This is a genomic window from Streptomyces guryensis (assembly GCF_021261325.1).
In the GTDB taxonomy this organism is placed as follows: Bacteria; Actinomycetota; Actinomycetes; order Streptomycetales; family Streptomycetaceae; genus Streptomyces; species Streptomyces guryensis.
In genome coordinates, this window is sequence record NZ_JAJSBI010000002.1 from 536,421 (window position 1) to 549,345 (window position 12,925).

12 protein-coding genes are annotated in these 12,925 nt (G+C 69.7%); 10 read left to right on the plus strand and 2 right to left on the minus strand.

The window, feature by feature from the left end; all coding sequences use genetic code 11:
- Window positions 1-32 precede the first annotated feature (32 nt).
- The 10 genes from polX to LJ657_RS06320 all read left to right on the plus strand — a co-directional run bounded on the left by polX (window position 33) and on the right by LJ657_RS06320 (window position 11,371).
- Window positions 33-1,778 (plus strand): DNA polymerase/3'-5' exonuclease PolX, encoded by a 1,746-nt coding sequence (gene polX / locus LJ657_RS06275; protein ID WP_232647217.1) that lies wholly within the window; start codon window positions 33-35, stop codon window positions 1,776-1,778.
- 182 nt (window positions 1,779-1,960) lie between these two features.
- Complete coding sequence (locus LJ657_RS06280) at window positions 1,961-4,597, plus strand: beta propeller repeat protein (protein ID WP_232647218.1); 2,637 nt, start codon at window positions 1,961-1,963, stop codon at window positions 4,595-4,597.
- 347 nt (window positions 4,598-4,944) lie between these two features.
- Entirely contained in the window at window positions 4,945-5,205 is a 261-nt protein-coding gene (locus LJ657_RS06285) for a thiamine-binding protein (RefSeq protein ID WP_232647219.1), read from the plus strand.
- Window positions 5,202-5,570 (plus strand): helix-turn-helix domain-containing protein, encoded by a 369-nt coding sequence (locus tag LJ657_RS06290; protein WP_030940519.1) that lies wholly within the window; start codon window positions 5,202-5,204, stop codon window positions 5,568-5,570. Before LJ657_RS06285 ends, LJ657_RS06290 begins: the two co-directional genes overlap by 4 nt.
- A gap of 140 nt (window positions 5,571-5,710) precedes the next feature.
- A complete protein-coding gene (gene uraD / locus LJ657_RS06295) occupies window positions 5,711-6,223 on the plus strand; it encodes a 2-oxo-4-hydroxy-4-carboxy-5-ureidoimidazoline decarboxylase (RefSeq protein ID WP_232647224.1) in 513 nt (170 codons plus the stop codon).
- A gap of 4 nt (window positions 6,224-6,227) precedes the next feature.
- Window positions 6,228-6,617, plus strand: a complete 390-nt coding sequence (gene uraH / locus LJ657_RS06300; RefSeq protein ID WP_232647225.1) for a hydroxyisourate hydrolase — start codon at window positions 6,228-6,230, stop codon at window positions 6,615-6,617.
- Window positions 6,618-6,623: 6 nt separating this feature from the next.
- The gene (gene pucL, locus LJ657_RS06305; protein WP_232647227.1) at window positions 6,624-7,547 is read left to right on the plus strand and encodes a factor-independent urate hydroxylase; all 924 of its coding nucleotides are present in this window, start codon (window positions 6,624-6,626) and stop codon (window positions 7,545-7,547) included.
- Window positions 7,548-7,685: 138 nt separating this feature from the next.
- On the plus strand, window positions 7,686-9,065 hold the full coding sequence (locus tag LJ657_RS06310) for an 8-oxoguanine deaminase (protein ID WP_232647229.1): 1,380 nt from the start codon (window positions 7,686-7,688) through the stop codon (window positions 9,063-9,065).
- Window positions 9,066-9,319: 254 nt separating this feature from the next.
- Window positions 9,320-10,687, plus strand: a complete 1,368-nt coding sequence (locus LJ657_RS06315) for a nucleobase:cation symporter-2 family protein (protein ID WP_232647230.1) — start codon at window positions 9,320-9,322, stop codon at window positions 10,685-10,687.
- 63 nt (window positions 10,688-10,750) lie between these two features.
- A complete protein-coding gene (locus LJ657_RS06320; RefSeq protein WP_232647232.1) occupies window positions 10,751-11,371 on the plus strand; it encodes a TMEM175 family protein in 621 nt (206 codons plus the stop codon).
- Between the two features lie 233 nt (window positions 11,372-11,604).
- Here the strand turns inward: LJ657_RS06320 and LJ657_RS06325 are convergent, their stop codons facing one another.
- Together LJ657_RS06325 and LJ657_RS06330 are read right to left on the minus strand one after the other, a co-directional pair.
- On the minus strand, window positions 11,605-11,979 hold the full coding sequence (locus LJ657_RS06325; protein WP_232647233.1) for a hypothetical protein: 375 nt from the start codon (window positions 11,977-11,979) through the stop codon (window positions 11,605-11,607).
- Window positions 11,980-12,033: 54 nt separating this feature from the next.
- Complete coding sequence (locus tag LJ657_RS06330) at window positions 12,034-12,831, minus strand: helix-turn-helix domain-containing protein (RefSeq protein WP_232647235.1); 798 nt, start codon at window positions 12,829-12,831, stop codon at window positions 12,034-12,036.
- Between the last annotated feature and the right edge of the window lie 94 nt (window positions 12,832-12,925).

Below are 12,925 nucleotides of genomic sequence, written 5' to 3' on the forward strand. Positions count from 1 at the left end.
CACGTCCGTCGCCGCGTGCCTACCCTGAAGGTGTGGCCCGGTCCAACGACGAGGTCGCCGCGCTGCTCCAGGAGTACGCGGACCTGATCTCGATCACCGGAGGAGACGCGTTCAAGGCGCGCGTCCACGAAAAGGCTGCCCGGTCGGTCGGCGGCCACCACGCCGACGTCTCCACGCTCGACCTCAAGGGCCTCCAGCAGATCCCGAACGTCGGGAAGTCGATCGCCCGGAAGATCCTCGAATACTTCGACAACGGCAGCGTGTCCGCCGTTGAGGAACTGCGCGCGAAAATCCCGGCCGGGGTCCGCCGGCTGACCGCCATCCCCACGCTCGGCCCGAAGAAGGCACTGACGGTCTACGAGGAGCTGGGCATCTCCTCGGTCGAGGAACTGGCCGACGCCATCCACGAGGAGCGGCTGCGCGATCTGAAGGGCTTCGGTCCGAAGACGGAGGAGAACATCCTCCACGGCATCTCGCTCCTGCGGTCCTCCGGGGGACGCGTCCGGATCGATGTGGCCATGGGCCTCGCCGACGACATCGTCGCCGAGCTGTCCGCCCTGCCGGGCTGCCTGCGGTGCGCCTACGCGGGCTCACTGCGCCGGATGCGCGAGACGATCGGTGACATCGACATCCTCGTCGCGGCGAGGAAACCGGCACCGGTCATGCGGGCGTTCACCGAGCTGCCGTACGTCACCGAGGTGATCGGCACGGGCGATAAGAAGACGTCCGTGCGGACCGGCAAGGGCCTCAACGTCGACCTGCGCGTCGTACCGCCGGACTCCTGGGGTGCGGCCCTGCAGTACTTCACCGGCTCCAAGGCGCACAACATCCGCACCCGCGAACTGGCCGTGCACCAGAAGCTGAAGCTCTCCGAGTACGGGCTCTTCGACGTCGAGAGCGGCAAGAAGATCGTTTCCGAGACCGAGGAGGAGGTGTACGCCCGGCTGGGGCTGCCCTGGATCCCGCCGACGTTGCGCGAGGACCGGGGGGAGATCGAGGACGGGCTGCACGGCGAACTCCCCGACCTGGTGACGGAGACGGACCTGCGCGGCGATCTGCACTCCCACACCGACCTCACCGACGGACTGGCCCCGCTGGAGGAGATGGCGCAGGCCGCCGCCGCACGGGGCTGGGCGTACTACGCGATCACGGACCACGGCCCGGACATGGCCATGCAGCGCATGACCGACGAGCGGATCCTGGCCCAGCGCGAGCGGCTGCGCGAACTCGACGGTACGTACGCCACCCGGGGCAGGCGCGGCGGTCTGCGGCTGCTGCACGGCGTCGAGCTGAACATCGGGCCGGACGGCGAGGTGGACTGGCCCGAGGAGTTCCTGGCCGGCTTCGACCTCTGCGTGGCTTCTGTGCACTCGCACTTCAACCAGGGGCGCGAGGCCCTGACCCGGCGGATCGTACGGGCATGCGAGAACCCGTACGTCAACATCATCGGCCACCCCACCACCCGCATCATCGGCAAGCGGCCCGGCATCGACGCCGACCTCGACGCGGTCTTCGCCGCCTGCGCCCGCACCGGCACGGCCCTGGAGATCAACGCCCACCCGGACCGACTCGACCTGCGCGACGAGGACATCCTGCGGGCCGGGCGGCACGGCGTGAGGTTCGCCGTCGACAGCGACGCGCACGCCGTCCCCCACCTGGCCAACATGCGTTACGGCATCGGCACCGCCCAGCGCGGCCGGCTCACCGGGGACGACGTGATCAACACCTGGCCTGAGCGCCGGCTGCGGAGCTTCCTGCGGAAGGGACAGCAGGCGTAGCCGTGACCCGTGGCCTGTGACAACGCCTTCTCCGGACCGCTTGGCCGCCATCGCCTCTACGCGGTTTCCGGCCACTGGTGACAGGTTCTGGTCAAAGATTTGTCCAAATGCCGGACGCCTGTCGTGCCCGGTGGTCGGGTTCTCCCCAACGGCTGTACGACCACCCGCTTTGGGAGGACTTGGTGTCAGCACCAACCCGTAAGAGACGATGGCTCACGATCTGCGCCGTCACCGCATCCGCCGCACTCGTCGCGACACCCTCAGGCGCCGCGTCCGGCAAGTCGAAAAGCCCTTTCGGGGCGCGTGCTCTCGCCCAGCTCGCCGCCGAGCGCGAGAAGTCCGTGGGCGCCGTGAGCCCCCACCTGAAGGGGGAGGACGGGGACGGCGGCAACGAGGCGGACGAGATAGCCGAGGGCGCGGACCAGTACGCCGAGGCCCGCACCTCACCGGGCATCGTCGCCCCCGGTGCGTACGGCGCCGCCTGGACAAGCTTGACCAACCTGCGGAGCACCGGCGGCAGTTGGCGCAACGTCACCGACCTGCCGTACAACTCCGACGACTCCCGGTACCGGGACATCGACTCCAACTCCAGCGGCGGCTCGGGCAACGTCACCGGCCGGATGGCCGCGATCGCCGCCGACGACGACGGTTACGTCTACGCGGGCAGCGCCGGCGGCGGCGTATGGCGGTCCAAGCGGGGCGGCGGCCACTGGCAGCCGATCAGCGACAAGCTGTCGTCGCAGTCCACCGGTGCGCTGGCAACGGACGGCGGCGGGCGGCTGTGGCTGGGCACCGGCGAGGCGACCACCAACGCGGACGCCTACCTCGGCAGCGGCGTCTACGTCCTGTCCGACCCGCACCACGGCACCTTCTCCCGCCGCAGCCGTGTCGGCGGCGCCGAGCTGGAGTCCACCACCATCCACGAGCTGCGCTTCGGCGGCGGCAAGGTGTGGGCGGCGACCAGCGAAGGTGTGTGGAGCCACTCCACCAAGACCCTGAAGGGCGCCTGGAAGCTGGAGTTCGCCCCCAACCCCGACTATCTGCCGGGCGGTTCGAAGGCGACGGACGACTCGGCCGCGTACAAGAACATCGCCAACGACATCGCGATCGACCCCAAGGACCCGTCCAGGGTGATCCTGGCGGTCGGCTGGCGCAGCGGTGACGACTACAACGGCTTCTACACCAAGGTGGGCGGCGCCTGGACCAGGATCAGCAGCGGCTTCGGCGACCTGCCGACCGACGCGGACAACGTCGGCAACGTCACCTTCGCCCGCTCCGCCGACGGCTCGCGCTACTACGCCATCGACCAGTCCCCGGAGCAGCTGAACACCAACCCGGACAGCGGACTCGAGGGCATCTACAGCGCCGCCTCCCCGTTCGGGCCCTGGACGAAGATCGCCGACTACAAGGGCCTGGCCGCCGACGGCTCGGCGCTGACCACCAGCGGCTACATGCCCGGCGTGCAGGCCTGGTACAACCAGTTCCTGGCCGTGGACCCGAGCGACCCCAAGCACGTCTACGCCGGTCTTGAGGAGGTCTACGAGACCAAGGACGGCGGCTCCACCTGGTCCACCGTCGGCCCGTACTGGAACTTCACCTTCCCCTGCTGGAGCATCGACCCGGCCAAGCAGACCGGCGACTGCAACCAGACCACCCACTCCGACCAGCACGGCGTCGCGATCGGCAGCTACCACGGCAAGAGCTTCGTGTACGTCGGCAACGACGGCGGTGTCTACAAGCGCCCCGTGAACGGCTCCCAGGACGCCTCCGGCCACGCCACCGACTGGACCTCCCTCAACGACGGCACCATCGACACCCTCCAGTACTACTCGGTGGGCGTCGGCAAGGACCTGACCTACGGCGGTGTCTCCGTCACCGGCGGCCTCCAGGACAACGGCCAGTCCGTGCTGCGCAGCAACGACAAGGTGATGGGCTCCAACTTCGGCGGCGACGGCGGCGACACCCTCACCGACCCCGCCAACGGCTGCAACATCGCCGAGGAGTACGTCTACCTCGCCATCCAGGTCACCCAGAACTGCGCTGTGAACGACGGCAGTTGGACCACCGACGCCACCAAGGCCACCTCGTACAACGTCGCCCCGGCGGACAACGCCACCAGCGAGGCACGCTTCATCGCCCCGCTCGCGACCGATGCGAAGGACAGCAACACCTGGATCGCGGGCGGCCGGCACGTGTGGGTGCAGACCCACGGCTACGCCATCCGCAGCGGCTCCGAGTGGAAGAGCGTGTACGACCTCGGCGCCGGACGCACCGCGACCGCCGTGGCGGCCTCGGGCGGCAAGGTGTACGCGGCCTGGTGCGGCCCCTGCAACAACCAGGGCTTCGCCCGCGGCATCTCGGTCGGCAACGCGGACGGCACCGGCTGGCACGACATCACCCTGCCCGCCGACGGCACCGTACCGAACCGCTACCTCAGCGGCTTCGCCGTCGACCCGAAGAACGCCGACCACGTCTTCCTCGCCGTCAACGGCTTCTCCCGGCACTGGACCGAGGGCCCCGGCGCCGGCGTCGGCCATGTCTTCGAGTCCACCGACGGCGGCACCACCTGGAAGGACGTCTCGGCGAACCTGCCCGACGTGCCGACCAACTCCGCGGTCGTCACCCCGAACGGCGGCCTCGCCGTCGCCACCGACCTGGGCGTCGTCTACCGCGCCCCGGGCCACACCAAGTGGCAGCGCGTCGGCTCGCTCCCGGCCGTCGCCGTGCTCCAGCTGAAGATGAGCCCCGACGGCAGCACCCTGTACGCGGCCACCCACGGCCGCGGCATCTACACCATCAAGGTGCGCGACTGCGACTGACGCACACCGCATGGTGAGGGGGTGCCCCCGCTTCTCCGGGGGCACCCCCTCTCTCGCGCACGCCAGGTGTCGACCCCCGCCCAGCACCACCATCACCCTTCACCGCGCCCCCGGCACCGGCCTGGACGCCCGCATCCAGCTGCGCCCCGTCACCGCACCGCCGCGCAGCCGCCGCACGCCGGGTACGCAATCGGGCATCCCCGTGGGGCGGCTTGGCAACGTGCAGGGCGGAGGGATGCCCTGGTCGGTTAGGGTCGCCTCGTGGCGGACGCACCGGCTCCGTCGCAGTGGAACTGAACAGCCTGCGGCGATAAAAGAGCAGGTCAGAAGGGTGTTGTGGGGACACAATGCGATTGCGAGTGGAGTTCACTACCGAGCCCTTCGATCTCGACGAGGCACCCGCGCACGCGGTGGTCGCCCGCCGGGTGATCGAGGCCGCCGAGCTGGACGCGGTGGACGTCGGCCCGTTCGGCAACACGGCGGAGGGTGCCGCCGACGCCGTACTGACCGCCGTGGACGCGCTGCTCCGTCAGACGCTTCAGGCCGGTGCCACCCGGGTCTCGCTGCAGGTCAACGTGGTCGGCGCGGGCGAGGGGGACGCGGAGTGACCGGCACCGGGGACGAGCCGTTCATCACGGCCGTGAAACCGCTGGTCGACGCCATGGGCGGCGAGCTGCTGCCGCCCGACGAGGCCGGCCCCGACGACGTCGTGCTCGCCTGGGAGGGCGCCGACGTGGTCGCCGTACGCCTGCCCCAGCTCGCCGACTCCCTCGACCACATCCTGGCCGCTATGGAGCGCAAGCAGGGCAAGCCCCTGGCCGACCTGGACCGCAAGGCCAAGCAGGAGGTCGTACGGATACTCGAGGCGCGTGGCGCCTTCTCCGTGCGGCACGGCGTGGAGACCGTCGCGGGCGCGCTCGGCGTCAGCCGGTTCACGGTCTACAACTATCTGAACCGTGAGAAGGAGGGCTGAGGGGCCTCCAGTGGGTCACCGGCCCGCCGGGTTTGTTACCCCGAATTTTCAACAAAGTGTTGACGCGACGTTGTGCGGGGGCGTTAGCTAACGGCAGCCCGTTCAGCACGAAGGCCGTTCCCACGGCCACGGAGGCACCCGTGACGTCGACTTCCACGCCCCCGGGCCTGGCCCGGTTCAACGTACTGGAGGAGCACGCGGCCTTCGCCGCCCTCCACGAGGCGTGTGCCTCCACCACCTGGGCGCGACGGCTGCTCGCCGCCCGCCCGTACGCCACCGCCGAGGACCTCTTCGCCGCCAGTGACGCCGCCATGGCCGACCTGGGCGCCGAGGACCTGGCCGAGGCGATGGCCGGGCACCCGCCGATCGGCCGCCCCAAGCCGGGGGATCCCACCTCGGCCCGGGAACAGCGCGGCATGGCCGGCGCCTCCGAGGACCTCAAGTCGGAGATGCTCGAACTGAACCTGGCCTACCAGGACCGCTTCGGCCATGTCTTCCTCATCTGCGCCACCGGCCGGACCGGTGAGCAGATGCGGGACGCGGTCAAGGAGCGGATCGGCAACTCGCCGGAGCAGGAGCGGGAGATCGTCCGCACCGAGCTGGGCAAGATCAACCGCATCCGCCTGGCCCGGCTCGTCGAAGAGGAAGCCTGACACCATGAGCACCAGCACCACCGCCTCCGTGTCCACGCACATCCTGGACACCAGTATCGGCCGCCCCGCCGAGGGCGTCGCCATCGAGCTCTCCGCCCGTGGTCGGCGGGACGCCTCGTGGCAGGCGCTCGGCGGCTCCGCGACCGATGCGGACGGACGGTGCAAGGACCTGCCGGCGCTGCCGGAAGGGACGACCCACGTACGGCTCGACTTCGCAGTGGAGCCGTACTTCGAGAAGAAGCAAGCCGATGCGCAGCAGGACGCCCCCGCGAATCGGGACAGCGGTGCGTTTTTCCCAGAGGTAGCGATCACCTTCGCCGTCAAGCCCGGCGAGCACTACCACGTACCGCTGCTGCTCAACCCGTTCGGCTACTCCGTTTACCGAGGGAGCTAGCAGACAATGCCCACGATCCTGGGACAGAACCAGTACGGCAAGGCCGAGAACCGAGTCGTAAAGATCACGCGGGACGGCGCCACCCACCACATCAAGGACCTGAACGTGTCCGTCGCACTGAGCGGCGACATGGACGAGGTCCACTACTCCGGCTCCAACGCCAACGTGCTGCCGACCGACACCACCAAGAACACGGTGTTCGCGTTCGCCAAGGAGCACGGCATCGAGTCGGCCGAGCAGTTCGGCATCCACCTGGCCAGGCACTTCGTGACCAGCCAGGAGCCGATCCAGACGGCCCGGATCCGTATCGAGGAGTACTCCTGGGAGCGGATCGCGGCGTCCGACGCCAACTCCCAGTTCATCGGTGCGGACGAGGTCAAGCACTCCTTCGTCCGCAAGGGCCAGGAGACCCGGCTGACCCAGATCACCTACGACGGCTCGTCGTGGGAGGTCGTCTCCGGTCTCAAGGACCTGACGGTGATGAACTCGACCAACTCCGAGTTCTGGGGCTACGTCAAGGACAAGTACACGACGCTGCAGGAGGCGTACGACCGCATCCTGGCCACGTCGGTCTCGGCCCGCTGGCGGTTCAACTGGACCGACGACGAGCAGCGGATGCCCAACTGGGAGAAGTCCTACGAGCAGACCAGGAAGCACATGCTCCAGGCCTTCGCCGAGACGTACTCGCTCTCCCTGCAGCAGACCCTGTACCAGATGGGTTCGCGGATCATCAACAACCGCAGCGAGATCGACGAGGTCCGCTTCTCGCTGCCCAACAAGCACCACTTCCTCGTCGACCTGGAGCCCTTCGGGCTGAAGAACGACAACGAGGTGTACTTCGCCGCCGACCGCCCCTACGGCCTGATCGAGGCGACGATCCTGCGGGACGGCTGCGAGCCGAAGATCCCGGTGGACCTCACCAACCTCTGAGCACCTTCCGGGCAGCTCGATATTCGGCACCCGTGACCGGGGAACCCGCCTCCCCGCATCCCCGGTCACGGCACTCAAAACTCCCAGGGTCCTGCCGTGCCCTCTCCGCAAAAGTCCAGTGAGCGAAAAGGACGAATCATGGCAGCAGCCCAGCGCATCGTCATCGAGAACTGTTCGATCGCAACCGTCGACGTCAACGACACCGAGTATGCGAACGGGTACGTCGTCATCGCCGGCAACCGCATCGAGGCGCTCGGCGCGGGCAAGGCCCCCGAGGGCCTGGAGAACGTCGTACGCCGTATCGACGCCTCCGGCCACCTGGTGACCCCCGGTCTGGTCAACACCCACCACCACTTCTACCAGTGGATCACCCGAGGCCTGGCCACCGACCACAACCTCTTCAACTGGCTCGTCGCGCTGTACCCGACGTGGGCGCGCATCGACGAGCAGATGTGCTACTCGGCGGCCCAGGGCTCCCTGGGCATGATGGCCCGCGGTGGCGTCACCACCGCCATGGACCACCACTACGTCTTCCCGAAGGACTCCGGCGACCTGTCCGGCGCCATCATCCGCGCCGCCCGCGAGATGGGCGTCCGCTTCACCCTTGCCCGCGGCTCCATGGACCGCAGCGAGAAGGACGGCGGTCTGCCCCCGGACTTCGCCGTCGAGACCCTCGAAGGCGCCCTCGCCGCCACCGAGGCGACCGTCAAGGAGCACCACGACGCCTCCTTCGACGCGATGACCCAGGTGGCCGTCGCGCCCTGCTCGCCCTTCTCCGTCTCCACCGAACTCCTGCGGGAGGGCGCTCGGTTGGCCCGCCGTCTCGGCGTGCGTCTGCACACCCACGGCTCGGAGACCGTCGAGGAGGAGCAGTTCTGCAAGGAACTGTTCGGCATGGGCCCGACCGACTACTTCGAGTCCACCGGCTGGCTCGGCGAGGACGTGTGGATGGCGCACTGCGTCCACATGAACGACTCCGACATCGCCGCCTTCGGCCGTACCAAGACCGGTGTCGCCCACTGCCCGTCCTCCAACGCCCGCCTCGCGGCCGGCATCGCGCGGGTCCCCGACATGCTGGCGGCCGGCGTCCCGGTCGGCCTCGGCGTCGACGGCACCGCCTCCAACGAGTCCGGCGAGCTGCACACCGAGCTGCGCAACGCCCTGCTCATCAACCGTCTCGGCGCCCACCGCGAGGCCGCGCTGAACGCCCGCCAGGCGCTGCGCCTCGGCACCTACGGCGGCGCCCAGGTCCTCGGCCGCAGCGCCGAGATCGGCTCCCTGGAGCCCGGCAAGCTGGCCGACCTCGTGCTGTGGAGGCTGGACACCCTCGCGCACGCCTCCATCGCCGACCCGGTCACCGCGCTGGTCTTCGGCGCGGCCGCCCCGGTCACCGCCTCCTTCGTCAACGGCCGGCAGATCGTCGAGGCGGGCCGCCTGCTGCACGTCGACGAGGACGCCATCGCCCGCTCCACGCGGGCCGAGGCCCAGCGCCTGGCGCAGATCACCGCGCAGGCCTGAGCGGTCGAAGATCTCCGGTCGAGGGGGACGGCCCTCGACCGGTAGCCGTGGACCCCAGTGGTTCCACGGCGGCCGTCTCCGGGGCGCGCATGGACATGCGCGCCCCGGAACGGTCACCGTCACTTCCTTACAGGCATCCCCGGTCCCTCCCCCACTCTCGAATTCGCTCGAGCGGGAGGTACCCCCATGACCGCGCACCACCTCCAAGAAACCCACGTCAGAGCCGACGTGTTAGCTGACCCGGAGGAACCGCCGTGACCGCCCACCCCGTCGACGAAAAACTCCCCGCACTAAAAATGGCCACCACCGGCCTGCAGCACGTGGCCGCCATGTACGCGGGGGTCGTCGCCCCGCCCCTGATCGTCGGCGCGGCCATCGGCCTGACCGGCAGCGAACTCACCTTCCTCACCGGCGCCTGCCTCTTCACCGCGGGCCTCGCCACCTTCCTGCAGACCCTCGGCATCTGGAAGATCGGCGCCCGGCTGCCCTTCGTCAACGGCGTCACCTTCGCCGGTGTCGCCCCCATGACCGCGGTCGTCGCCTCCACCAAGGACAAGTCCGACGCCCTGCCGATCATCTTCGGCGCGGTCATCGTCGCCGGACTGCTCGGCTTCGTCGCCGCCCCGTTCTTCAGCAAGGCGGTCCGCTTCTTCCCACCGGTCGTCACCGGCACGGTCATCACGCTCATAGGCGTGTCCCTGCTGCCGGTCGCCTTCGGCTGGGCACAGGGCCCCAATCCCACCGCCCACGACTACGGCTCCACGACCAACCTCGGCCTGGCCGCCGCAACGCTGCTGATCGTGCTGGTGCTGCGCCGCTTCACTCGCGGCTTCGTCAAACAGATCGCCGTGCTGCTCGGCCTGGTCGCCGGCACGCTGCTCGCGATCCCCCTCGGCGCGACGGACTTCGGGCCCGTCACGGACGCGGCCGTCATCGGCTTCCCCACCCCGTTCCACTTCGGGGCGCCCCGGTTCCAGCTCGCCGCGATCCTCTCCCTGTGCGTGGTGATGGTGGTCTCGATGACCGAGTCCACCGCGGACATGCTGGCGCTCGGCGAGATCGTCGAACGCCCGGCGGACGAGAGGACCATCGCCGCCGGCCTGCGCGCCGACACCCTCGGCTCGGCGCTGAGCCCCCTGTTCAACGGCTTCATGTGCAGCGCCTTCGCTCAGAACATCGGACTGGTCGCGATGACGAGGATCCGCAGCCGCTACGTCGTCGCCACCGGCGGCGGCTTCCTGGTCCTGATGGGTCTGTGCCCGATGGCAGCCTCACTCATCGCCGTCGTACCGCGCCCGGTGCTCGGCGGCGCGGGCGTGGTCCTGTTCGGCTCGGTCGCGGCCAGTGGCATCCAGACCCTCGTCAAGGCCGGCCTGGACAAGGACAACAACGTCCTGATCGTCGCCGTGTCGCTGGCAGTCGGCATGATCCCGATCACCGCGCCGGACTTCTACCACGCCTTCCCGCAGACCGCGAAGATCGTCCTGGACTCGGGCATCTCGACGGGCTGCGTGGCGGCGGTGCTGCTGAACCTGGTCTTCAACCACCTCGGCAGGAACCGTGACGACCAGGACGTAACCCACCCCATGGAGGCAGGCGAGCAGATCGCCGCCGCCCACTGATCCGCCGGTGCGGGGCACGGTAATGGCCGTGCCCCGCACCGGCGATGGGGCAATCTGTCCCCCATGAACGAGTCCGGCCGCGTCGAGGCCTTCAGCGACGGCGTGTTCGCCATCGCCATCACCCTGCTCATCCTGGAGATCAAGGTCCCCAAGGTCGGTGAACACGGCGGCCTGTGGCACGCGCTGGGCGCCCAGTGGCCCTCGTACGCCGCCTACGTCGTGAGCTTCCTGGTGATCGGCATCATGTGGATCAACCACCACCAGCTGTTCAGCTACGTCGCCCGCGTCGACCGCACGCTGATGTTCCTGAACCTGCTGGTGCTGATGGTGGTGGCCGCGGTGCCCTGGCCGACCGCGATGCTCGCGGAGTATCTGCGCGAGGACGCGGCCTCGCATGTGGCGGCGGCCGTCTACAGCCTGGTCATGGTCCTGATGGCACTCACCTTCCAGGTCCTGTGGTGGCATCTGACCCGCACCGGTCACCTCTTCGACTCCCGTGTCGACGTCCCGGCGGCCAGAGCGACCCGTGCCCGCTTCGCCCTGGGCTCCCTGGGATACCCGGTCACGGTGGGCCTCGCCTTCGTCTCGGCCCCGCTGACACTCGCGGCCCACGGCCTGCTCGCCCTGTACTACGGCTTCAACCAGGTACCGGTGCCGACGCGTCAGGACCCGCCCAGTTCATGAGATTGGCGAGCAGCTCGGCCTGCTCGATCGCGTCGTCCAGCGCGATGGGGGTCCCCCCCGGGCTCGAGCGAAGTCGAGAGTTCGGGGGAGGGTGTGCCGCCGCCGGGACAGCAGGTGGCCCGGCATGGTGCCCTTGGCCACTGCCCGCAGCGGCAGCCCCGCCTTCGTCGCGTACAGCGTCTTCATGTCCAGACAGCCCGAGTGGCCGAAGGGGCTCGCCCCGGTGAAGCGGATCAGGTACCAGTACAGGAACGTCCAGTCGTACGAGGCCGGGTAGCCGCACATGACGGGCTGCGCGCCCGCGCACACCCGCGCACCCAGTCGCTGAACTCGCCCAGCGCGACGGCAGGTTCGGCGCCCTCGGTCTTCAGGCGCTCCCGGTCGAGCCCGCTCACCGCGAGCGCCTCCGGGACGAACTCCTCGCTGATCGGGCGCAGTTCGCGGTAGAAGGTCTCCCGTTCGGGGTCGGCGGCGGTGAATCCGCCGCCGTCCTGCGTCCCGGCGACCGCGGCGCCGAAGCTCAGCATCGAGTACGGGCCGGGGATGGGGCCGTCGGCCTCGATGTCGACGGAGATGTAGCGGCTGGGTTTTGTACGTCGTGCGGCCATGATTGTGGAGCATCCCAGGTGGGCGGGGTCGTCCACACCCCGTTTCCACGCCGTTCAGCCCCGGCGGATCGCCTGGCAGGGCGTCGCGTCCGGCAGGCGGCCGGTGAAGTACGAGCGGGGCGGTACGCCCATCAGGGTGCGGAAGTCGGTGGTCATATGGGACTGGTCGTAGTAACCGATGGCGGCGGCCAGTTCGGCCCACGGGCAGGCGGCGGCGAAGTCCAGTACCGTGCGCACGCGGTTGACACGGGCGTAGTGCTTGGGGGAGAGGCCGACGCCCTCGGCGAACAGGTTGCGCAACTGCCGCTCGCTGACGGCGAGTTCGCGCGCCACGTCGACCACCTGGGCGGGAGTGCGGCCGGTGCGGACCGACATCGCCTCGACGCCCGCGCGCACCAGCTCGGTGCGGGAACGGTCCGCGGCGGCTGTGAGCCACTCGGGGAGCACCTCCGCGAGATGGGCCAGGGCCTCCTCGGGCTCCAACCGCCGTAAGGCGTCCGAGAGTCGGCGGGCCGACGGACCGGGAAGCTCGTCCAACCGCACGGCACGGCCGACGAGGTCCACTGCCGGGACGCCGAGCAGGGGACGGACGGTGCCCGGCGCGAGCCGCAGCTCCACGCAGGACACGCGACGCTTGCCCCGGTCGTAGGAGGCGCGGGCGCGCGGGCCGACGACCAGGGTGGTGCGGGTGCCGTGCTCCCCGGTGCGCACGACCACCCTGGTGGCGGCCTCCGGGAGGTGGACGAAGGGCTCCGTCGGCTCGTCGCCGACCGACACGGAACCGATGCCCGCGATCCACGGGCGCAGCACCTCGGGCGTGGGCAGGACCTCTCGGGACACGGTGTCGGGCACCCCTCCACCGTAAGCGCGACCCACGGCCGCCGGGGCTGCGCAACCGTGCCGGAATCTCCAAGAGTTCCCGGCCCTCCCCGGCCCACAGTGGTGG